Consider the following 22,777-nt stretch of genomic DNA (forward strand, 5'->3'; position numbering starts at 1 on the left):
TAAAATTTAATTCTGACATGCATTGCAAAAATAAGTGCTACGACCATTTTGTCGTATAAGTGTTATGATATTGTTGCAGATTCTGCAAGGTTTTTGCACTTTACCATATACGTAAAAGTTATTTTGAAAGTATCCAGCAGATCCAGATGGTTGTGCATAATCTTTCAGTGTTGAACCACCAGCAGCAATTGCATCACTCAGAGTATTTTTTATTTCGATAGCAAGTTTTTCGCACTCTATATATGTTAAATCTTGTGCTAGCCTAAGTGGTGATATGCGAGCTCTAAATAAGCTCTCAGAAGCATATATGTTACCTACGCCAACTATTAGCTTATTATTCATTAATACTGATTTGATATTTGCTTTTCTGTTCTTTAGCAACTTCTGTAAATAATGTCCGTCAAATTCATCTGTGAGGGGTTCTATTCCTAGGTTATTAAAAAAATTTAGTTCTTGCTCTCTGTTTAAAACAATCACTAATCCAAACCTTCTTGGGTCATTAAAGATTAGTGAAGTGTTGTCAGAAAATAAGAATATCACATGATCATGTTTGTTCTGTGCTTGATTGTCTTCAGCATATATAAGCTTTCCGCTCATGCCAAGGTGTATGATTACAGCCATACTACCATCTATATTCGAGATTATATATTTACCTCTACGCTTGATATCATTTATAACTTTGCCCTTTAGCAAATCATCAATATTCTTCGTTATTGGTACACGCAAATTCCAATTATTGACTGTAACATTACTTATTTTCTTATTTTTGATTTTATCAAATAAGAAGTTAGAGATTACTTCCACTTCTGGGAGTTCTGGCATCTTGTCTACTCTGTTGCTGTTTTTTTCTTTTTAGAATATTTTGCTTTAAAGCTTTTGCCAATCTTTTTCTCTCTTCTTCTTTTTCCTTATTTTTTTTCATGTTATTCATTATCATAATACGTGAACTTGCCGTTGTAGCTCAGGTGGTAGAGTACGTCATTGGTAATGACGAGGTCCCAAGTTCGAATCTTGGTAACGGCAGTTTAGAGGACGATATTCATAAAGTCAATCCTCTAGATGCTAATTAGATTATAGAAAAACGTCTAGTAAATACCTTTTATACACTACCATTAAGCTGCTTTTTCAGTATCACTATTCAATAATACCTGCCGTAATTTTTCTTTAGAAAATCCATGCATTAAAAGGAATTGTATAATCCTTTGCCAAAAATCCCTCACAATATACTGAAGGATTATTAAAACTTACGTTGGCAACCTCAGTTGCGGATTAGCCAACGAAGTAAAGCTTAGAAATGCAGGGCTTTTTCGGCTGCATGGAATATGAAACAAGCGTAGAAAAAATGTGTACCAAAAAATTTATCGGTGATCTATGTCTTGTATGCTCAATCTCAAAGTTGTTTTTCAGAGAGCCAAAAACTGTCTCAATAATCGATCTTTTTCTTAACAAAATCTTCTCATTTAGCGCCATTAATGAGTTTTTCATACCCTTTTTTATACTGGTTACAAGCTTTAACCCTCTATCGAATAATTCGTGAAAAAGATCTTTTTTGATATATCCTTTATCTCCAAACAATAATCCAGTCAATTTCTGAGTTAAATTTGGCACAGGTTTTCTATCATCAATGTTGCCTTTTGTCACCGTAACCCCTTGAATTTCGCCAGCTTCGTTGATTACTAGATGTAGTTTAAAACCGAAAAACCACCCATAGGTAGTCTTTCCAATCTTTGCCAACCCTTTGAAAACTTTATTTCTCGAGGTCCTTTTTGGATGGCAAACAGCGATAGATGTTGCATCTATGTACGAAATCCCTGTCACTTTTGACTGTTCGCAAAACCATTGCATTAAGAGCACTAAATACCATAAAACCCTAGATTTTAGCCTAATAAACCTACTATAGGATGGCAATTTTGGAAACGCTGATTCGTATAATAATTTCAAATAATGCACATAGAAAATTTTAAAATTGTCGCACTTGGATTGGTGATATAGCAATATTATGGTAAGAATCTCTGAATGCGTAATCTCTGGCGTCCTGGTTGGTTTTTTGCTACTTGGTAGAAGTTTTTCTGCAAAATTCTTGTCAACTGAATTGCAAAAATCGTCGATCAGGCAAAATAATTCTGTTATATTTTCATTCATTGGTAACCTCTCTATTTTGTAAATAATTTTCCGAGGTTACCCTATTTTCCTGGCTTTTTCACTGATTTCTAATCCGCAACTGGGGTTGGCAGGGTTAAACCTGTTACCATAACTTCCCCCACCACAAATATTTTCATAACAACACTGCTTACAATCATCAGGCCTATTTTCCATATCACTCAAAAAGTTGTTAAAAAATTTATCTGATAAGAACTTAGCCCAACTAGTATTGCTGATGTTATATTCGACAAATTTATGAGGGACACATGTTCTCAAATCATCTAGTGGGCCGAGATTACCATTATTGGAAACACATATTAACGGTAATACAAAAGGACTTCTTTTGCCAAATCCTTCAACTCTTGAATAATTACCGTAAAATAGCTCTAATGAAAAGTTATATAGAAATTTCTCTATCCTTTTTATGATAGTTCTCAGTCAGGTCTTCTTTTATCTTATCTGCCCAGCATATATTACCATGCCCTCCACCATCTCTATCAAACTGACAATGGCTATTGTGATTATTTCTACCATGAAAATTATCTGAAAGCTTTTCTATTCTTTTAAGTATGACACTACTACTAACTTGACTGATATTAGCGCTAAGAAGCTCTAATAATAAATCCACTTGTTTTTCTTTATTGTTTACCATAATTATTTTGCCTTAAAATAGCAAAGTCTAGGTTTACTATAGCTTTTGTCAAGCATTTATCTGAGCTATTTATATATTGGAATGCTACTCGTCATTTTATTTGCTTTCAAATGTATAACTTTCGGTATCTTGTTTTCAAGGACTTTTAACTTAATATTACCACTATTAAGATCAATACTATAGCATTTTAGTTCTTGACCATCCTTGAGTCCCATATTATGGCAATCACTACCTAATTTAACCCCACGTATCTTTTGTAGCTCTAGACTTCTGGTTAAGTTAAAGCATATATCACTATACTTATCAGTATCTTGGAAAGTTAAATTTTTATTGAGTAATCTACTAGGTAACAAACTGAGAAGTATGCTAGAATCTCTTATAGAGGCTATGATATCTTTTATAAAGGACTCTGATAAGTCATGTTTTAAATGACTTGCAAATAAGTCAACATTAAAATTAACTTGCTTTGAAGTCGCTTCATTTATTATTCTATTTATAACATTTAATAAGTTATATTCTCCATTACTAATCTCATTTAATTTCTCATCAATTATCATTGCAAGAATAAAACCTTTGTTATAGCTCAACATGCTTATGTTTTGATCAAGTAAATGTTTTTTGCCTACCTTTTCAAAATTAATATCAAGTACCAAGTAGTTAAAATATTCTTTTAAAATAGTATTAATTATTTCTAAATATTCATCTTTATTAATAAGTTTCGTGTCAAGTAAGGTTTTCACTCCATAAAATTCCGTAAATCCTTCAAAAAACCACTTATATTTTATTTCATTTTTCTTATCGTTGTCTTGCTCTATTATATGTCCTATATATCTGTGAATTAATTCATGTGATATCACTCTAGTATAATCTTTGATATTTTTTTTTAAGCTTCCCTCAATAATTACATAGTCCTTTCCTGCGGTACCTGTAGTTCTACTAAGATTGGGATTATCAACAAGTACTATATTATACGGCTTACTTTCTAGTATGAATAAGTTATCTTGAGCTAAGATAATTTTATTAATAATATTTACAAGACTGATACTATTATGAGCATTGGTATAAAGCTTATTTCTTTTATCAAGATCAAAACTTCTAAAATCGTCAGTTCTAATAATTTTTTCTATATTATCAAAAGGTTTTCTAAAAGGTAAAAAATCAGGTAAGTTTTTTAAATGTGATGAAGAGTTATCTAAAGCAATAGCAGAATGCATATACTGAATGTATATAAGGAAAAAACAAATAATATAATTTAATAGACTGTGTACATTTTTAAGCTTAATGTTTGCCATAAATAAAACAGGACATTGAAGAAGTGTAAGTAATTACGATTAAGCAAATATAATTTATTGCTAAGTAGGTGATAAGGATAATTTTAATTATCTCTTTAAAACTTTACTCTTCCCATATTATTGAACACCTTATAATAAAGACTGAGAAGAAAGTTACAAAGGATTGTATATTCTTATCATCATAGCGCTGTTACTACAGTAATAACACTAAGAATAACTATAAGTTTCTTTGAATGATAGTTGAATTTTGATTGAAATTTTGAGGCTATAAAAACCGCAGGTACCAGTTGGTTTTTATTAGCTAAAGTAAACGTCAAATATCTGGAATTCTGGACATAAAATCCTCCTTTGAAAAAAAAGATTAGAAAAAAATGCAATGCACATACGACAGAAATTAAGTATGTGTGTATGCACCCACATACGCTGAAGAGGATACGCTACATTTTTTTATGAGTTTGATTGTTTAATAAAAAAAAGTCTGCAGACAAAGATAAATTTTTGAGCTCTAAAAGTATCTCTAATTGTCATTATAATCAGATTTAGAATATGCGGAAGTAATTTTTTAGCTATAAGAATATATTATAGAAAAAAGGAACCCAAAAGTTAGCGTTATTGGTAATCCAAGCGCTATTCTTGGTGTAACGGCACTGTAGACCTTACAATAAAGACTGAGAGGAAAGTTACAAAGGAAGATTATCATGCTTCTTCCATATTCTTTCTACTTTCTTGTTTTTAAGTAGCTCTAATGCTTTGTGAAAGTGATGCCTTGTTTTACTTGGCACTATAATGTCATCAATGTATCCATGTGATGCAGCAAAAAATGGATTAGCAAATTTCTCTTTATATTCTTTGATTAACGTTTGCTGTTCTTTTTCATGCCTAAATATAATTTCAACTGCACTTTCAGGGCCCATTACAGCTATCTCAGCGGTTGGCCAAGCATAATTTATATCACCTTTTAAATGCTTTGAGTTCATAACAATATATGCACCACCATACGCTTTTCTAGTGATAAGGCTAATTTTCGGCACGGTCGCTTCAGCGTAAGCGTAAAGCAGTTTCGCTCCGTGTTGTATTATATTATTGTATTCTTGATTCGTGCCAGGTAAAAACCCTGGAACATCAATAAGTGTGATGATGGGAATGTTAAATGCGTCACAAAATCTTACAAACCTTGCAGCTTTTCTTGAAGAGTCAATATCCAAGCATCCTGCAAGGTGCATAGGTTGATTTGCAACAACACCAATAGTATTTCCTCCAATTCTGCCAAAGCCAATTATGATGTTACGAGCAAAATCGGGTTTTAGTTCAAAAAATTTCCTTTCATCACACACCTTTTCAATGAGTTCATACATATCATAAGGAGTATTAGGATTACTAGGAACTAGAGTGTTCAAAGATTCATCAACATCATCAATTAAGTCGCAGATTGGTACAGTTTTTGGCAACTCCTGATTATTTGCTGGCAAAAAGGTGAAGAATTTTCGCATTTCTAGTAGCATTTCAACTTCATTATTGAATGCAAAATCTGCTACTCCTGTTTTGCTCGTATGAATTTTTGCTCCACCGAGATCTTCGTGGCTTACGTTCTCGTATGTAACTTTTTTCACTACATCTGGTCCGGTTATAAACATGTATGAGCTATTTTTTACCATGAAAATAAAATCGGTTAGCGCTGGAGAGTAAACTGCACCGCCAGCACATGGGCCCATGATTAGAGAGATTTGTGGTATAACGCCTGATGCATTTACATTCCTTTGAAAAATTTCTCCGTAACCAGCAAGGGAATTTACTCCTTCTTGGATTCTGGCTCCACCAGAATCGTTTAGTCCGATAATTGGAATTCTGGCATTAATTGCCATATCCATAATTTTGCATATTTTTTTTGCATGTGATGCACCAAGTGATCCACCAAAGACAGTGAAATCCTGAGAATAAACAAAAACTTTTCTGCCATAAATAGTACCATGGCCAATTACAACTCCATCACCTAAAAAATCAGCATTTTGCATGCCAAAATCAGTTGCGTGATGCTTCACAAACTTATCATACTCTTGAAATGAATTTTCATCGAGCAATATACTCAGCCTTTCTCTAGCGGTTAGCTTTCCTTTTTCATGTTGCTTGTTAACTCTATCAGGACCCCCTCCTTTTTCGGCTTCTAATGTTTTGATCTTTAGAGTTTCTAGTATTTCAGAGTCTTGCATGTAGTAAAATAACTTTCAAATTGGTTGTAAACTTTATTGAGCTTACAAATCCTATTGATTATACACATACACCGTTGCTGCATGCAACGGTGTATGTGTACGATAATTAATGCGCTAGCAATTTCTATTTAATATTTTGAGAATGCTGAGACTCACTAACATTCTGTGCACTTGCACTTGTTACACCTGTTGATGGATTAATTGTTATAACTTCTCTTTCAATTCCTTGTAAGTTTGAAGCCAATGAGACCAATTTTGCTAGAGTCATGTCATTATATTTATCCATCTTCTTATTCTCATAATAGCCAATTTTTATTTTTACAGCTTTGTTTTCCTCGAAGTCCTCAGGACTTATATTATCACTTAAATCAGTACAAAATACGTTACCATTTTCACTAATATTTAAAGCAATACTGCAATCTCTATCACCCACTTTCCAGTTAAATTTAATTATACAAGACTCATTTAGTATTTGATAAAGCCTTACACCATCATCACTTTGTGAAACACGCACCAACCTTTTATCTTCTGGAGATACCAATGTAAAAGCTCCAATTTTTGGATTACTATCCTTTAAGACTTTACCAGGAAATGAGTTATCAAATTTTAACTCACCTCTGCCTTCTTTTAAACCTCAGTTGCGGATTAGCCAACGAAGTAAAGCTTAGAAATGCAGGGCTTTTTCGGCTGCATGGAATATGAAACAAGCGTAGAAAAAATGTGTACCAAAAAATTTATCGGTGATCTATGTCTTGTATGCTCAATCTCAAAGTTGTTTTTCAGAGAGCCAAAAACTGTCTCAATAATCGATCTTTTTCTTAACAAAATCTTCTCATTTAGCGCCATTAATGAGTTTTTCATACCCTTTTTTATACTGGTTACAAGCTTTAACCCTCTATCGAATAATTCGTGAAAAAGATCTTTTTTGATATATCCTTTATCTCCAAACAATAATCCAGTCAATTTCTGAGTTAAATTTGGCACAGGTTTTCTATCATCAATGTTGCCTTTTGTCACCGTAACCCCTTGAATTTCGCCAGCTTCGTTGATTACTAGATGTAGTTTAAAACCGAAAAACCACCCATAGGTAGTCTTTCCAATCTTTGCCAACCCTTTGAAAACTTTATTTCTCGAGGTCCTTTTTGGATGGCAAACAGCGATAGATGTTGCATCTATGTACGAAATCCCTGTCACTTTTGACTGTTCGCAAAACCATTGCATTAAGAGCACTAAATACCATAAAACCCTAGATTTTAGCCTAATAAACCTACTATAGGATGGCAATTTTGGAAACGCTGATTCGTATAATAATTTCAAATAATGCACATAGAAAATTTTAAAATTGTCGCACTTGGATTGGTGATATAGCAATATTATGGTAAGAATCTCTGAATGCGTAATCTCTGGCGTCCTGGTTGGTTTTTTGCTACTTGGTAGAAGTTTTTCTGCAAAATTCTTGTCAACTGAATTGCAAAAATCGTCGATCAGGCAAAATAATTCTGTTATATTTTCATTCATTGGTAACCTCTCTATTTTGTAAATAATTTTCCGAGGTTACCCTATTTTCCTGGCTTTTTCACTGATTTCTAATCCGCAACTGGGGTTTTAACGATACCCATGCAGTAAATGATTTATCTTCTTTTCCTCTCAACCTCACATCTACAGAATCATTACCTGTATATTCAGCAATTCCTTTTCGAATTACACTCAGAAATTTCTTAGTTTCTTCATCATTGTCACTCAAAAAAAGCTCCTTATTTTCATGTGACCGGGATGGATCATTGAGATTCTCCTATGCTTTAGCTAAAGTTATATAGTTATATATACGTGTCCTGTTGTTATAAGGTGTCCCTAATTTATAAATTTGAGGAGTTAATTGAGCAACTTGATCGAAATTCATTATTAAAGTTTCATTTGCATTATGCATAGCGCCTCCAATTTTACATAATAAACTTAAGATAAAATATCCTAATTTTAGGATAGGTATATAATCTATCAAGTCAATAGTTAAACTAAAAAATTTTGATTATAATTTACTATGTATAAAATACGCTCTTAAACTATGCTAAAAATAGTCATAATAGGCCTTCCAAATGCAGGCAAGTCAACTCTATTTAATAGGCTAGTAAGAAGAAAAGCAGCGGTAGTTAGTGACATTCCAGGAGTAACGAGAGATAGGCGTGAAGGAATTGGAAGAATTAGTGATTTAGAGTTTAAAGTTATAGATACAGGAGGATGGAATGACCAAACCAGTTTTTCACTACAAGTTATTGAACAAATAGAGTTTTCTTTATTAAGCGCAGATGTAATTTTTTTTCTTGTTGATGCAAAAGTGCAAAACGAGCAGAACAAAGAGTTTGCAAAGTGGCTGAAGAGAAAAACGAACAAACCTGTAATACTAATAGCAAACAAATGCGAAAGTCATAAATCGGAAAATGTTGATTATTTGCAGTTCTTCAACTTCATAGGTCCGGTGTATATCTCAGCCGAACATAATCTTGGTATGATTGATCTTTATGATGTATTAGCTGGTGTTATTGAAGATTTTAACAAAAAAACTGAGCTGCCTGAAAGTGAGTCCATTAGACTGAGGATTGCAATCATCGGTCGCCCAAACGTTGGAAAATCAACTTTTTTAAACAGTTTACTTGCAGAAAATAGACTAATAGTAAGCTCAAAACCTGGTACCACGCGTGACTCTGTGGATATTTCATACGACCATAATGGGAAATTAATCACTCTCATCGATACTGCGGGAATCCGCAGAAAGGCAAATGTTGTTGATAACTTAGAATCAAGATTTGTTGAAAAAAGTATAGAGTCAATAAAGCGCTCTCATGTAGTGATTTTAATGCTAGATTCCTTGCTTGGCGTTGAGCAGCAGGATTTATCAATTGCTGAAGCTGCAATTAAAGGGGGGAAGGGAATTATCATTGTTTTAAATAAGTGGGATTTAATAGGTAAGGATGACAGAAGTAAGTTAATAAAATTTGTCAAACAACAGGAAGTGACTCGGTTATTTTTGGAAGTGCCAACTGTAACAATTTCTGCATTGAAAGGTATGCGCTGTGGTGATGTGATAGATAAGTGTCTTGAAGTGAGTGAATCCTTAAACAAGAAGATCAGCACTGCAAAACTGAATAATTGGCTAATAGATGCTGTGGAAAAACATTCTCACCCACTTATAAAAGGTAGAGCAATTAAAATGAAGTATATTGCTCAAATTGGCACCAAACCTCCAGCTTTTTCTTTGGTATGCAACGTCCCGGAAAGTGTTGATGAGAGTTATAAACGTTATTTGACTAATGGTCTTAGAAAAAACTTCTTTGTTGAAGGCGTACCAGTCAGATTGCTTTTGAAAAAGAATAAGAATCCCTATGTAAAGTAGGTAATCTTGTTTTATTAATAATATAGTTTTTTATCTTATTAATATTTTTAATAAATAAACAATATTACTTAAATAAGTAGTTGATAAGTTAATATTATATAGTAAAATATTAACTTATTTAGTGCTTTTGCTATGAATTATAAAGGACAAGATTTAAGGCCTGGATCTCCACATACTTTCACGGTTGATACACCTTTAGTATTTCAGTGGCTTCCAAGGCGATATGGATATCCGATCCCAGAAAAATATTTGGAGAGATTGAGCGAATGGGCAAAAAGAGAAGATACGCGTGTAGTGAAGTTAGTAATAAATGGATCTGGTTTTACTCCTACGCAACGTAAAGAGTTGGAGAATAAAATATCAAACAGAGAGTTTAACCCAAACAAAAACATAGAGCTTATAGACTTTAATGAGCTGGATTTAGGAGAGTATGAATTTAGCTTTCACTTACAAACAGATAAGAAAACAGAACTATCTAAATGTCCTTTATACACTGTATCTCAATATTTCAAAGATCTATACTCTATTCCAGAAAGTAAAAGATTATCTTTTGGTGTTGAGATAGACAGTATGCGTATATTTATGTTGTTGGTATTGAAATCTCCTATGATCTATTTTGATTTTGATATTTTACCTAAGGAAGACAAAAAACTTGGTGAGATTCAGGCTAGCCAGGGCTTTTTGGTTGCTGAAAATGACAAGACAGGTCACGACTATGACGGTATAACAAATATTGAGAATGCTATAGTTGCTGTAAGTGATGCTGGTAAAGTAAAGGTTACGGAATTTTATAATGAGATAAAGCATAGATTTCAAAAGTATTATCCTACTCTCCGATCATCACCGCATCACATTTATACACTAATGGAAAATATTGTATATAACAGTCCTATTAATGAGGTTCTTCCTACTTCTGATTATACAAGTCTTAGCGAACATCTTAATAGATTACAAGAAGAGAAAAGATTGCTTATAAAAGAAACATTTGGGTTTAAAACCAATGGAGGAGAAGTTGATATTCAATATGACAATAGCTGGACGAAAAACAAGGATGAATTGTATACTAAAGAAGAGATTGCAAGAATAGATAGTGATACTAGGGTTGTAACTAGTATGCAAACTAAATCAGTATCTAGCTGTGAATACATGCATAGAGGCTAGATAAAAAAGTTATAGAGTGATATGTGTCGCTTTATAATTATATAGAACATTATTAAACAAAAGTTGACTTTTTCGGTTGTTGTGGTAATTCGTTAATTATGTCAGATATAAATAACAGTTCTACAATCTTTTTGCTGTCAAGTGCCGCTGCTCTGATTTTTGCATATGTGCTAGAGTATTTCTTCAATATGCTACCATGCAAGTTATGCATATACGAGCGAGTAGTTTACTATGTTACAGGGCTACTTGCAGTTGCGTACATGTTCAAAGACAACAAAATCCTAATCTATGCGATGTTTTGCAGCTATCTCATTGGTGCAATAATATCTTTTTATCATGTAGGTCTTGAACTCCACTTATTTCATGATGTTTTAGGCTGTACAGAGCAAGCAAGTGGTAACGTTAGCATAGAAGAGCTAAGAAATAATCTATTAAACCCTAACTACTCTCCGTCTTGTGACAGACCTCATTATATTTTTGGTGTTTCGTTAGCAACATGGAATCTTATTTATCTTATAGTAGCTCTATTCTTATCAGGTAAAATGTATTGTGGAGAAAGAAATAAGGTACAACAGTAACTGGTATAGACGCTGTACTTGTGCGTTACTTGGTGCTGTACGTAATTTAAAAATTTGGCAAGTCACACCCACTGATTCTTGCACAGCTGTACGAACATTATGGTTCAGCATGCCAGTGCCCTCTTTCTTGTCATCCGAGTAGCTGAAACTGGAAGTGCAGCTATCATCCAAATAACCTTTCATTGTTATGAAAGCAGCCTATTTCTTGTCATCCCAGTGCCCAGATACTGGGATTCAGTTTGTCCATAGTCTCACCAAAAACGTTGTATTTTAGCATAATTTTGTGCTCAATATGCTTATTTGTAGTAAAGATTTCAGCATCAAGTGCTGGCCTGAAGCTTTAGCTATAAATATTAATAAATTTACTAAGTAAAAAAAGGCAAAAGAATCCCTATATAGCGAGTTTTAATAATGTAAATTGATAATGTGCTAACAAGCGTGTTTTGGCTGAAGTAGAAAAAATTTAAAAAACATGTAGCCGCTATAATTTTTATGTAATCTGCCAATAAATATCTGAGTTTTGTTGTTAAACCCGCGGAGATTAAAAATAAGGATAAATACTCTTATTGATATAAGAAGAAAAGTGGGAAGGTTTGTCAAGCCGCTTCTATGCACCTGAGCATTGATCATACGGGTTCCATCTGTTATATATAGTCTTTTGCATACGAAGAAAACTGATGAATGAGTATGATATTACAGTTATAGGCAGCGGTCCTGGTGGTTATATAGCAGCAATTAGAGCGGCGCAGCTTGGACTTAAAACTGCAATTGTTGAAAAGGAGGAAAATTTGGGTGGTATATGCTTAAATTGGGGATGTATACCAACAAAATCGCTACTTAGAGCGTCTGAAGTTTATAGATTAATAAGAAGATCAGAAGAATTTGGCATAAAAGTAAAGGATACAAGTTTTGATATACAATCAATAGTGAAATATTCAAGGAACGTTGTTGATAAGCTATCAAGTGGTGTTGAGTATTTGATGAAAAAAAATAACATCAAAGTTCATCAAGGCTTTGGTAAACTTGCAGGTAACTATGTTGTAAAAATTCTTAATGATAAGAAGGAGGAGGAAATTTCTTCTAAGCATATCATTTTAGCAACAGGTGTAAGGGCAAGAAATCTTCCTGGAATCGAAGTAGATGGAGATTTAATATGGAATGCGCAGCACGCTATGACTCCAAAGAAGTTACCAAAATCTCTACTAATCATAGGTTCTGGTGCGATAGGAATAGAGTTTGCAAGTTTTTATAGTACTTTGGGAGTTGATGTAACAATTATAGAAGTAAAAGACACTATTTTGCCGCTGGAAGATAAAGATATTTCAAATTTAGCACAAGAAATATTCACAAAACAAAGGATAAAAATATATACAAACAGTAGCGTAAAAGCTTTGACTAAAAATAAAGACTTTGCTCAAGTGTTACTAAGTAGTGGTGAGAGCAAAGAATTTGATAGGGTGATTGTTGCAGTTGGCGTGCAAGCAAACACTGAAAATATAGGTTTAGAAAATACAAAAATTAAGTTGAGTCCTTCTGGTTTCATTGAAACGAATGAGTGGTATGAAACAAGTGAATCAAGTGTGTATGCAATAGGTGATGTAGCTGGTCCCCCATGTTTAGCGCATAAAGCAAGTCATGAAGCTGTAATCTGTGTTGAGAAAATTGCCGGTAAAAATGCTCATAAGTTAAAAAAAGAGTGCATACCAAATTGCACTTACTCTCATCCGCAAGTAGCAAGCGTTGGCCTTACTGAGGAACAGGCAATAAAAAGTGGATACGATATAAAAGTAGGAAAATTTCACTCCAACTTTAATGGTAAATCTATTGCACTAAGTGAAACTGAAGGTTTAGTGAAAACAATTATAGACAAAAAAACAGGCGAACTTCTTGGAGCTCACATGATAGGAGCGGAAGTAACAGAGTTAATTAGCAATTTCGCTCTTGCAAAGCAACTAGAGGGAACAGACTGCGACATAAAATCTACGATTTTTCCTCATCCAACTATTTCGGAAATTATACACGAATCAGTACTTGCCGCAGATGATGAATCGTTAAATAGTTAAGCTAACGATCCATTGTTTTAGAGCTACAATTATCCTGATTAGGCGATTCAATTCTAATAGATTGATTACCAATATCAGATTTTTCTAACTTTTCTTTTAACCCTTCAGCTGCTTCTTTCACTTCAAGCTTTTTTTCCTGATTAAGATCCTCTGGGCTTTTTCTTTTACTGTCTAAACCTTGTTGTCTATCAATATTTTTATTGAGTTGTTCTTGCTGAGGTAGATCAACAACTGAGTTAAAAAGAGCTTTTATTATGTTTTTTAATAAACCTCCGCTTCTGCTTTGCTCTTGAGGCTTATTTTTTACGTTAGATTCTTTTTTACTGTCACTACTTTTAGGCATTTTTAACTCAACTATCATAAAGCTTGATAAAATTTTACATGCAAAGTATTAAAAAATAATTAACAATCTATTATCAAATTACTACTTACAGATGACTATTATTCTAGCAACAGGCGGTACAGGTGGGCATGTTTTTCCAGCTATAACCTTAGCAAAAGCACTAAAGGTACAAGGGCACAATTGTATATTATTCAATGATCAAAAAACCATCAATATAGAAAGTTATATTTTACCATTGTGCAAGCCAAGTGGCAACAAATTGAAGTTTCTCTTTTTGTTAATGTATAGTTGTGTATTAGCACTGTATCAAACGAGAAAATTAAAACCAAAGCTAATCATTGGTTTTGGTAGCTACGCTTCTTTTCCAACTCTTCTTGCAGCAAAGATTCTTTCTATACCTATAGTTTTACATGAACAAAACACAGTTTTAGGGAGAGTAAATAGATTCTTTTTCAAGAGTGCAAAATTAATTGCAACTAGCTTTCCAGAGACTAAGTATGCAGAAGGTAGTAAATGCGTTTTTACAGGAAATTTTGTCGATATAGAAGCACAAGGCTATTCTAGAGCTGAAACAGTTTTAAACGTGTTAATAATAGCAGGCAGTCAGGGTGCAAATTTTTTTGATGATGTAGTGAGCAGTGTAATTTGTGATCTACCTGTTGAAGTAAAAGAGAGGATTAGAGTAACGCAGCAATGTACAAAGAAAAATATAAACAAGGTCAAGAGTCTATACAAAAGTGAAGGAATTGATTGTGAGTTAAGTGAGTTTTTCGATGATATGGAAAATAAACTGGCCAATGCTCATTTGGTAATTAGCAGAGCGGGGGCAACTTCAATAGCAGAGATTACTCTTGCTGAGCGTCCTGCTGTATATATTCCTTATCCTCACTCAAAAGATAACCATCAATTTTATAATGCAAAACATATTGAAGATTCGGGAGCAGCTGTAATGGTTGAGCAAAATAGTAACGCGAAAAAGAATCTAGGAGAGTTGCTAGTTGATTTATTGCAAAATTGTCAAAAATTGCGTGATATGGCTAATAATACTAAGAAAACAAGAATAAGGAATGGAGTTACTGAATTTATTAAGGCAATAGCTCAAGAACTTAGTTGACGAATTGCTTTTTCTTCAAATGCATTCCATAGTTCTTTTTCTAGTGATTTACTATACAACTTATTGATATAAACTACTCCCGTAGGCGAAGTTGTGTTAATTTCAAGAAGGAAGTCATCTATAATATCAATGCCAACGAATATTAGCCCTCTTTTCTTTAGCTCAGGACCAATTTTATTACATATTTCGTTGTCTCTATCATTCATTTGGGCAGGCTCAAAACTTGCTCCGAGTCTCAAATTTGTTCTGATTTCTCCGCTAGACTTTGGAACTCGCTTCATTACTCCTATTGGCTTTCCATCCAGTAGCAGTATTCTTTTATCTGTATTTATCTTTTTACAAAATGCTTGTGCAATTACAGGACATTCATATTTTGCAATCATGAGATCGACTACCACTTGAATGCTATTTTGGTCTTGTATTCTTATTACGTCATTTCCTCCATAGCTATATAGTGGTTTCAAGATGATATCTTGATAGTCGTGACAAAAATTTCTAATCATCGATATATTTTCAGTGATCAAAGTTGGAGGAATTAGCTCTGGAAATAGTGAAGTAATTAATTTTTCAGGACAGTTTCTTATTTCTGTTGGATTATTTATTACTAACGCAGTAGTCTTTTCTAAGATATAGGTTGTTGTAATGTACCGCATATCAAAAGGTGGGTCCTGCCTGATAAGTATGATATCCATTTCATTCAAATCTATAGTTACATCTTCTTTAGAAGTAAAACCAAAATCATCAACGCTGACTTTCTGAGCAAGAGCAATTGACTGATTTAACTTGAGTGCTAGATTATTAGGAACATAGACAAAAATTTCGTGCTTTCTCCTCTGCGCTTCTTTTATTAATGCAAATGTAGTATCAGTTTCAAAATTTATATTTTCATCCATTTGAAAAGCTACTTTCATTTATCCTCCCTTCCTATTACAATATACTATAGTACCATAAAAGTGTTAATAATGGAGCAAAGTATGGAATTAACAGTAGGAAATAATGCACCTGATTTTAGTTTGCCAACAGATTCTGGCGAAATTTTATCGCTGAGTGAATTTTTTGATAAAAAAAATGTAGTTCTTTATTTTTATCCTAAAGACGATACTCCGGGCTGTACAATGGAGGCAAAAGGCTTTAGAGACAAAATAGAAAATTTCTCTTCTCTTGACACAGTGATAATTGGTGTATCAAAAGATAGCGTTAAGTGCCACGCTAACTTCAAAGCAAAATATTCTTTGCCATTTTCTTTAGTTTCTGATGAAAATGCTGAAATGTTGGAAAAATATGGTGTTTGGCTAGAAAAAAGCATGTTTGGCAAAAAGTATATGGGAATAGAGCGCACTACTTTTTTAATAGATAAAAAAGGTAAAGTAGTGAAGATCTGGAAAAACGTAAAAGTTAGTGGACATGTTGATGAGGTTCTAGAAGAAGTAAGGAGAATATAAATTAAAGAATGACTACCCATTGCTATATAAAAAAACTGAAATTATATAACTTTCGTAGTCATTCAAACTTTGAACTGGATTTAGATGATAGACCAGTTGTAGTAACTGGCAAAAATGGTATTGGAAAAACTAATATACTTGAAGCAATCTCATTGCTTGCTAAAAGCAACGGAATGAAAAAAGCAAAAATCAATGAGATGCAAAATAGGCGCAGTAATGAAAGTTGGGTAGTGTATTATGATTTTTTCAATGGAGCAGAGCTTAACTCAATTGGTATAGGAAAGAATCTTAATAAGAAATTAATACAAATTGATGGGAAAACGCAGTCAAGCTACTCATCTTTGTATAGAATATCTAATGTAATATGGCTAATTCCACAAATGGACTATATTCTTCTTAATTCTCCAAGCGACAGGTTAAAATTTTTAGACCGTATAGTTTCACTATTTGAAGAAAATTACACCTATTGCTACATGAAATATAGAAAAGCTAAGCATGAGCGAAGTAAATTGCTTAGAGAGAATATTTTGGACGAAAGTTGGCTCTCTAGTCTTGAAAACGTCATGGCTACCAATGCAATTGATATTTTACGTATGCGATCATCTGTTTTAAAGATATTACAAGACACAATTGATAACCATTCTTGTGAGTTTTTTCCAAAGGCAAGTTTGAAATTTAGCAGCCAGCTAACTTTGGACGATACTGCAGAATATTTTCAGAATCGTCTAAAGGAAAACAGAGAAAAAGACTCATTAACTGGTAGAGTAACCTTTTCTGTACATAATGATAATTTTTGGGTTTTTTGCCAAAAAGGGGACATGCCAATAAATCTTTGTTCTACTGGAGAGCAAAAGCTATTACTGCTTTCTATCATCTTATCTAGTGTAAAAGCAAGGTGTATTCATTACAATAAAGCACCTCTTCTTCTGCTTGACGATATAATGTCGCATCTGGATAAAGATTACAGAAAGGTGTTAATGGAGGAGGTGTTAAGCATTCAATGTCAAACTTGGATAACCGATGTAAATCAAGATAATTTCAATAACTATCTTTGCTCTTTCAAGTTTTTTGAATTATCAAGTAAATAAATTTCAAGCGTGCTGTCATACATCAAGCTCATATTCGGTATGTAAATCTCTAATTAAAGCCTCAGCGTGTTTTTTTTGAACAACTATACTGATCTTGATTTCGGACATTGTGACAGCAAGTATTTCTATCTTTTTTTCGCTTAAAACCTTGAGTGTGCGGTACATCACTTCAGTGTTAGACATAACACCAATACCAATTATTGAAATTTTAGCTATATTATTGTTTACGACATAATTTTCATTTTTGTTCAATAACTTTTTCATTAAATCAACATCAAATTTAGAAATCAAAAAGCTTGACCCATGTATCATGTCAACTTTAACGTTTGCTCCTGCTATATCTCTTAAAGTATCCAGAGTATTTGCAAAGTTAGTAAAAGTTACAAGAGCTTCGTGAGTGCTATAAGTTATTCCAGTAATTAAGTATCTTTCCAGTACATCTTTTTCGTGTAGTACTGTAGTGCCTTCTACTTCCTCAAAAGTGGATAACACTTGCACCTTAATATTATGCTTCATTGCAAGTTGTACTGAACGATTATGCAATATTTTAGCACCAGATGACGACATCTCCAATATTTCATTGTAAGAGATAGATTTAAGCTTGCGTGCCCTTGGAACAATTTTTGGGTCTGCTGTATATATTCCGTCAATATCAGTAAAAATTTCACAAGTCCTAATACCAAAGACTACAGCAAAGGCAATTGCTGAGATGTCAGATCCTCCTCTACCAAAAGTAGTGATTCTATCATCGTATATACCCTGAAAACCAGCAATGATTGCAGCAGTATAACCCTCAGCAAAAGATCTTTTTACATGGTCAATTTTTATCTTTTTTATTTTAGACTCAGAATAAAAATTATCCGTTAGAATTGGTAACTGCCAGGCGAGCCATGATTTAGCATTAACTCCGATAGATTGAAGAGTGATAGCTAATAATGCGCAAGAGATCTGTTCTCCTGCTGAAAGGAGAACATCATACTCTGATAACTCTTGTCTACAATTTAAATTTGAAATTTGCCTAGCTTGAAAAGCCATTTGGTCAGTGAATCCTGCAGCAGCAGATACAACAGCGATTACATTACAACCTTTCTCAATATCATTTTTTATCAGGTTTGCAACTCGATTTAAGTCAGTTAGTGAAGTCCCACCAAATTTTTTTATGATTATTTTGTTCATAGTTACAATAAGGTCAATTTTTCACCTTTCTAGAGAGTACAGTTGTTTAATTAAATGTGTTTTTTCTGGTCACTAATTAAAGTGATATAGGGCTATTCATCTTTATCATTACCAAGTTCTTTTAACATACTGTAGTTGCCTTTTCTAAATTTACCTTTTAAAGATGTAACTCCACTTTCGCTAATTCCACTTAAACTTAATGCTGCTCCACCTAGCTGCAATCCAATTTCAGATGTTTCGGGAATAATTTTACTAGCCCCTAGATCTTTATAAACCTCCACATTATTCAAATCTGGCAAACGTATTATAATATTTACATGCGGAAAATTTGCTGCAACTAGAGAAACTATTTTCTTTATAGTAACTTCGTTCTTTATCGAAACCACAAGAGCTTGAGCTCTTTCTATTCCTACTGATTTTAAAATTTCATATCTTGTAGCATCTCCAAGATATATAGGAAAACTGTCATCTTTTCCTTCTTTTACTATTTTTGATTGAATATCTACAACAACATAACTTAAATGCTCTGCAGTAAGCATTTTTGTTACCATATATCCCACTCTACCAAACCCAGCAACTATTACGTGATTATAAAGGTCTTGTGTGTCTGTTTCGATTGCTTCATCGTCTAGTATTATTTTTTCAGTGCTAAATGAATTTGCTATCCAGTCTCCAATTCCCGATAAAAGAGGAGTAAAAGCCATAGTTACTGTAGTTACCATCATAAGCACTTGAGCGATTTCACTTGATAGTACATCTAATTCATCTGCTAAACGGAATAAAATAAATGCAAATTCACCTCCTTGTGCAAGCAGTAATCCAGCTTGTATTGCAGGTGCACTTCTAAATCCAAAAAATCTACACAATGTATATATAATGGACGTCTTTAAAACGATAAGGATAATTGATAATAAAGTAACGAGTGGTAACTTATTGAGTAAAAGGTCAATATCAATAGACATGCCAACAGTCATAAAGAATAAACCAAGAAATAAGTCTTTAAATGGCAATACTGCATGTTCTACCGAATTCCTGTGTTCTGTTTCTGCAACTAGTAACCCAGCAACAAATGCGCCTAATGCCATTGATAAATGAAATTGTTCAGTAATAAATGCTGATCCTAATATTATCAGAAGTGTTGTTGATATAAAGATTTCATTACTCTCCATTTTGGCAATAACCGAAAACAATGGCCTCAGTAATAACCTACCAGTTACAAATATCAACACCAATGCAATAGCTGCTTGCACTAATGAGCCTGCCAACGAGCTTATTAAGCTGTGTTCAGAATTGCCAGTAAGCAGGGGCACTAGTACTATTAGAGGTACCACTGCAAAGTCCTGCATTAGTAGCACTGCTATTGACAATCTACCAACTTGGCTTGCTTGAGAACCCTTTTCTTGCAGAACCTGCAACACTATTGCTGTTGAGGATAGTGCAAGTCCACCACCAATAACTGCTGCCATGTTTGTATTTACTCCAAAGGCAAGAGCAATGCACCATATTGCTATCATGGTAACTATAACTTGAAGGGAACCAAACCCAAACACATGCCTACGCATAGCGATAAGGCGTTCAAATGTCAATTCAAGACCTATAATGAACAATAGGAAAACTACGCCAAACTCTGCAAAGTTATCCATTACTTCAACTGAATGTATCAGATTAAATCCATGAGAACCAATCAATGCACCTGCAACAAAGTAACCAAGTACTGGGCTAATATTCATTTTCCAAAACGCTATGACTATAAACACAGCAGCAGAGAGTAAAATTATAATATCAAACAAATGCTGAGAGCCGCTGTGCATAATATTTAACCTGTAGAATTAGACCATTTTATTGAACAACCAATGCTTGATTTTTGGTCAACTGGAGGATTGCTAGTTTCTGCAATAAATTTCATGGCTTGAAATAAATCACTACTTCCTACTTCGTAATTTTGAACTTCCTCTTTTTTTGTGTTGTTAAAACGCCCGCGATAGCAGAGGGCTAGTTTGGAATTAAAGCCAAAAAAATCAGGGGTACAAACAGCACCATACTCTTTAGCTACTTCTTGGTTATTGTCAATCAAATATGGAAATGTAAACTGATTTTCCTTGGCAAAATTAATCATGTTTTCAAAGGAGTCTTCTGGGTACTCATTTACATCATTTGGCATGATTGCAACGGTGTTTACCTGATAATCTTTTTTCAACAAATTAACATCGCTTACTAGATTGCTAATAATTGATTGAACGTAAGGACAGTGATTGCATATAAACATTACAATGAGACCATTTTCCCCATAGCACTCACTTAATGTATAATATTTGTTATCCACTCCCAGGAGATTGAAATTCTTTGCAGTAAAGTCTAAATCTATCTTAGGAGTGTCTAGCGTAACCATAGCTCATAGAGAATTGTATACCATAATTTATGATCTTATTGCTTAAATGTCAAATGGTTTCTATGTACACTGCTTGCATTTAGCATTGTAATTATAAAATTTATGTTCATAACCTTCGAAGGAATAGATGGTTCTGGTAAAACAACACAGTCTGAGTTACTTGCAAATTATTTCAAGCAAATTCACGGTGAAAATAATGTCGTATTGACTAGAGAACCAGGTGGTACTGATTTTGCAGAAAAAATAAGAGGATTACTACTTAAGGATAATATTGATCCTATTTCTGAACTCTTGCTGCTTATCTCGATGAGGCACGAACATATGAAAAAATTAATATTGCCAGCTCTTAAAGAGGGAAAGACAGTTATTTGTGATCGATTTATCGATTCAACTATTGCGTATCAAGGGTATGGACTAGGTGTTGACTTGAGTCTAATAAGAGACTTACACAAATTAGTGGAAATTAAATATCCAGATATCACATTTATTTTAGATATTGATGTTCAAGTTGGACTCAGCAGAGCAAAGGATAAAAATAAGTATGAAGAAATGAGCATTGATTTCTATCATAAAATTCGAAAAGGATTTCAAGAAATAGCTATAAAAGAATCTAATAGATGTAATGTTATTACTGGAATTGAAAAAAAAAGTGATAATCATGTACACAATGAAATTATTGATATTGCAAAGACTTAGCTATACGTATTGAACTTTTGCTAACCTAAACAGTTACTGCATTAACCTGTGGTAAAAAATTATCAATTTTAGGTGACGTTATTTCATACGAAAGACTCTCTTTTTGATTAGCTAAAAAACTTTGTATTTCATTTTTAGGTTTTTCACTTATTGTTCTATATATTCTTGCGCGATTAATTAGCTCATTTCTACTATTCTTATTGCTTACTTCAGTTATGGTAAAAAATTGATCAAAGTGATTTAACAGATCCTCGTCTTTTATCGAGGATGCAACGCTATCAATTTCTCTTACATATAAAGCAAGTTTGTGCGCTTTGATACGATCCTCAAAACAAAGATTAATCAGTATGTTACAAAACTTATTTTTTGTGATATCTCTTGTTTTTGCTAGCAAAGATTCGATCTCGTCTTGGCAACGCACTCTCTTAACTGACTCAGCAGGTTCAACCATACCTAGAACATTTTCTACTACAGATTTTTTCTCACAACCAAAAAGAAACGTATAATATCCCATAGACAGAGTCAAGAGAAGGAATATAGCTGGAAGCAAGAATGGAGCAAGTACATTTTGCGATCCAGGAAAGATAAACCAGATAGCAGTTGCTGCTGATACAGCTAAAAATAACCCTGACATAACGAGTTTTATTTTTCTTCTGTATCCGTTATCAATAACCGTATTTACGCCAATAAAAGCCACATCAACCATTGCTCATACCTCACTAAAAGTAATATTAGCTTAATAATAGCATTGTTGTGATAAGAAATCAATATTATGAATATTTTAATTAATTTATAAAATCATCCAACCAAATAGAAAAAAGGCAAAAGAAGTCCCGAATAGCGAGTTTTAATAATTTAAATTGATAATGTACTAACAAGCGTGATTTGGCTAAATGTAGAAAAAATAAAAAAGACATGCAGCCACTATAATTTAATGTAATTCACCAATAAATACCTTAAGTTTTTTACTGAATGTTGCGATTGAGCCTACAGGTCAAAAACAAGCTTTGAGTCAGAAATACCATTGCTATTATAATAAGAGAAAT

General features: G+C 33.3%; 25 protein-coding genes and 1 tRNA gene. 9 read left to right on the forward strand and 17 right to left on the reverse strand.

Annotated features, from left to right (window positions below):
• Positions 1–6: 6 nt before the first annotated feature.
• Positions 7–822 carry a bifunctional DNA-formamidopyrimidine glycosylase/DNA-(apurinic or apyrimidinic site) lyase gene (gene mutM, locus ACQH21_RS07990; RefSeq protein WP_264377530.1) on the reverse strand — a complete coding sequence of 272 codons (816 nt, stop codon included), beginning with the start codon at positions 820–822 and terminating at the stop codon, positions 7–9.
• Positions 788–922, reverse strand: coding sequence for a hypothetical protein (locus ACQH21_RS07995; RefSeq protein WP_255324779.1), 135 nt, complete (start codon positions 920–922; stop codon positions 788–790). Before ACQH21_RS07995 ends, mutM begins: the two co-directional genes overlap by 35 nt.
• Positions 923–950: 28 nt before the next feature.
• Here ACQH21_RS07995 and ACQH21_RS08000 point away from each other — a divergent pair.
• Positions 951–1,023: transfer RNA gene (locus ACQH21_RS08000), tRNA-Thr, on the forward strand.
• 246 nt (positions 1,024–1,269) lie between these two features.
• On the opposite strand, the gene ACQH21_RS08005 is transcribed toward ACQH21_RS08000, so the two are convergent.
• The 9 genes from ACQH21_RS08005 to ACQH21_RS08045 form a co-directional block, all read right to left on the reverse strand.
• A complete protein-coding gene (locus ACQH21_RS08005; RefSeq protein WP_425383942.1) occupies positions 1,270–2,142 on the reverse strand; it encodes an IS982 family transposase in 873 nt (290 codons plus the stop codon).
• A 36-nt stretch (positions 2,143–2,178) separates the two neighbouring features.
• Complete coding sequence (locus ACQH21_RS08010; protein WP_425384208.1) at positions 2,179–2,418, reverse strand: hypothetical protein; 240 nt, start codon at positions 2,416–2,418, stop codon at positions 2,179–2,181.
• A gap of 121 nt (positions 2,419–2,539) precedes the next feature.
• Positions 2,540–2,794 (reverse strand): hypothetical protein, encoded by a 255-nt coding sequence (locus ACQH21_RS08015; RefSeq protein ID WP_425384209.1) that lies wholly within the window; start codon positions 2,792–2,794, stop codon positions 2,540–2,542.
• 65 nt (positions 2,795–2,859) lie between these two features.
• Positions 2,860–4,008: a peptidase M61 gene (locus ACQH21_RS08020; RefSeq protein ID WP_425384210.1), complete on the reverse strand. Its 1,149-nt coding sequence runs from the start codon at positions 4,006–4,008 to the stop codon at positions 2,860–2,862.
• A gap of 758 nt (positions 4,009–4,766) precedes the next feature.
• Positions 4,767–6,293 carry an acyl-CoA carboxylase subunit beta gene (locus ACQH21_RS08025; RefSeq protein ID WP_010403701.1) on the reverse strand — a complete coding sequence of 509 codons (1,527 nt, stop codon included), beginning with the start codon at positions 6,291–6,293 and terminating at the stop codon, positions 4,767–4,769.
• 124 nt (positions 6,294–6,417) lie between these two features.
• A complete protein-coding gene (locus ACQH21_RS08030; protein ID WP_425384211.1) occupies positions 6,418–6,834 on the reverse strand; it encodes a hypothetical protein in 417 nt (138 codons plus the stop codon).
• A gap of 104 nt (positions 6,835–6,938) precedes the next feature.
• The gene (locus ACQH21_RS08035; RefSeq protein ID WP_425383942.1) at positions 6,939–7,811 is read right to left on the reverse strand and encodes an IS982 family transposase; all 873 of its coding nucleotides are present in this window, start codon (positions 7,809–7,811) and stop codon (positions 6,939–6,941) included.
• A gap of 58 nt (positions 7,812–7,869) precedes the next feature.
• Complete coding sequence (locus ACQH21_RS08040) at positions 7,870–8,037, reverse strand: hypothetical protein (protein WP_425384212.1); 168 nt, start codon at positions 8,035–8,037, stop codon at positions 7,870–7,872.
• Between the two features lie 48 nt (positions 8,038–8,085).
• Positions 8,086–8,220, reverse strand: a complete 135-nt coding sequence (locus ACQH21_RS08045) for a hypothetical protein (RefSeq protein WP_425384213.1) — start codon at positions 8,218–8,220, stop codon at positions 8,086–8,088.
• 135 nt (positions 8,221–8,355) lie between these two features.
• On the opposite strand from ACQH21_RS08045, the gene der reads away from it, so the two are divergent.
• The 4 genes from der (at position 8,356) to lpdA (ending at position 13,483) form a co-directional block, all read left to right on the forward strand.
• Positions 8,356–9,681, forward strand: a complete 1,326-nt coding sequence (gene der / locus ACQH21_RS08050; RefSeq protein WP_064085773.1) for a ribosome biogenesis GTPase Der — start codon at positions 8,356–8,358, stop codon at positions 9,679–9,681.
• A gap of 249 nt (positions 9,682–9,930) precedes the next feature.
• On the forward strand, positions 9,931–10,842 hold the full coding sequence (locus ACQH21_RS08055; RefSeq protein WP_425384214.1) for a hypothetical protein: 912 nt from the start codon (positions 9,931–9,933) through the stop codon (positions 10,840–10,842).
• A gap of 98 nt (positions 10,843–10,940) precedes the next feature.
• Entirely contained in the window at positions 10,941–11,420 is a 480-nt protein-coding gene (locus tag ACQH21_RS08060) for a disulfide bond formation protein B (RefSeq protein WP_010403761.1), read from the forward strand.
• A gap of 677 nt (positions 11,421–12,097) precedes the next feature.
• A complete protein-coding gene (lpdA, locus tag ACQH21_RS08065) occupies positions 12,098–13,483 on the forward strand; it encodes a dihydrolipoyl dehydrogenase (RefSeq protein ID WP_139686719.1) in 1,386 nt (461 codons plus the stop codon).
• Position 13,484: 1 nt separating this feature from the next.
• On the opposite strand, the gene ACQH21_RS08070 is transcribed toward lpdA, so the two are convergent.
• Positions 13,485–13,844, reverse strand: a complete 360-nt coding sequence (locus ACQH21_RS08070; RefSeq protein ID WP_214303140.1) for a hypothetical protein — start codon at positions 13,842–13,844, stop codon at positions 13,485–13,487.
• Between the two features lie 73 nt (positions 13,845–13,917).
• On the opposite strand from ACQH21_RS08070, the gene ACQH21_RS08075 reads away from it, so the two are divergent.
• Positions 13,918–14,940, forward strand: coding sequence for a UDP-N-acetylglucosamine--N-acetylmuramyl-(pentapeptide) pyrophosphoryl-undecaprenol N-acetylglucosamine transferase (locus tag ACQH21_RS08075; RefSeq protein WP_010403780.1), 1,023 nt, complete (start codon positions 13,918–13,920; stop codon positions 14,938–14,940).
• Here ACQH21_RS08075 and gshB read toward each other — a convergent pair.
• Complete coding sequence (gene gshB / locus ACQH21_RS08080) at positions 14,925–15,851, reverse strand: glutathione synthase (RefSeq protein WP_425384215.1); 927 nt, start codon at positions 15,849–15,851, stop codon at positions 14,925–14,927. The two genes, ACQH21_RS08075 and gshB, sit on opposite strands and share 16 nt — an antisense overlap.
• A 63-nt stretch (positions 15,852–15,914) precedes the next feature.
• On the opposite strand from gshB, the gene bcp reads away from it, so the two are divergent.
• Both bcp and recF read left to right on the forward strand, forming a co-directional pair.
• Positions 15,915–16,382 carry a thioredoxin-dependent thiol peroxidase gene (gene bcp / locus ACQH21_RS08085; protein WP_425384216.1) on the forward strand — a complete coding sequence of 156 codons (468 nt, stop codon included), beginning with the start codon at positions 15,915–15,917 and terminating at the stop codon, positions 16,380–16,382.
• An 8-nt stretch (positions 16,383–16,390) separates the two neighbouring features.
• Positions 16,391–17,470, forward strand: coding sequence for a DNA replication/repair protein RecF (gene recF, locus ACQH21_RS08090; RefSeq protein WP_425384217.1), 1,080 nt, complete (start codon positions 16,391–16,393; stop codon positions 17,468–17,470).
• A gap of 15 nt (positions 17,471–17,485) precedes the next feature.
• Here the strand turns inward: recF and ACQH21_RS08095 are convergent, their stop codons facing one another.
• The 3 genes from ACQH21_RS08095 to ACQH21_RS08105 form a co-directional block, all read right to left on the reverse strand.
• Positions 17,486–18,646 carry an aspartate kinase gene (locus ACQH21_RS08095; protein WP_029237635.1) on the reverse strand — a complete coding sequence of 387 codons (1,161 nt, stop codon included), beginning with the start codon at positions 18,644–18,646 and terminating at the stop codon, positions 17,486–17,488.
• Positions 18,647–18,738: 92 nt separating this feature from the next.
• A complete protein-coding gene (locus tag ACQH21_RS08100) occupies positions 18,739–20,457 on the reverse strand; it encodes a monovalent cation:proton antiporter-2 (CPA2) family protein (protein WP_425384218.1) in 1,719 nt (572 codons plus the stop codon).
• Positions 20,458–20,462: 5 nt separating this feature from the next.
• Positions 20,463–21,035, reverse strand: coding sequence for a thioredoxin family protein (locus tag ACQH21_RS08105; protein ID WP_425384219.1), 573 nt, complete (start codon positions 21,033–21,035; stop codon positions 20,463–20,465).
• A 102-nt stretch (positions 21,036–21,137) separates the two neighbouring features.
• Here ACQH21_RS08105 and tmk point away from each other — a divergent pair, with 102 nt between their 5' ends.
• Positions 21,138–21,731, forward strand: coding sequence for a dTMP kinase (gene tmk, locus ACQH21_RS08110; RefSeq protein WP_010403811.1), 594 nt, complete (start codon positions 21,138–21,140; stop codon positions 21,729–21,731).
• A gap of 25 nt (positions 21,732–21,756) precedes the next feature.
• Here the strand turns inward: tmk and ACQH21_RS08115 are convergent, their stop codons facing one another.
• Positions 21,757–22,437 carry a hypothetical protein gene (locus ACQH21_RS08115; RefSeq protein ID WP_265041969.1) on the reverse strand — a complete coding sequence of 227 codons (681 nt, stop codon included), beginning with the start codon at positions 22,435–22,437 and terminating at the stop codon, positions 21,757–21,759.
• Positions 22,438–22,777 lie beyond the last annotated feature (340 nt).

The organism is Wolbachia endosymbiont (group B) of Eupithecia inturbata (assembly GCF_964030915.1).
Taxonomy (GTDB): Bacteria; Pseudomonadota; Alphaproteobacteria; order Rickettsiales; family Anaplasmataceae; genus Wolbachia.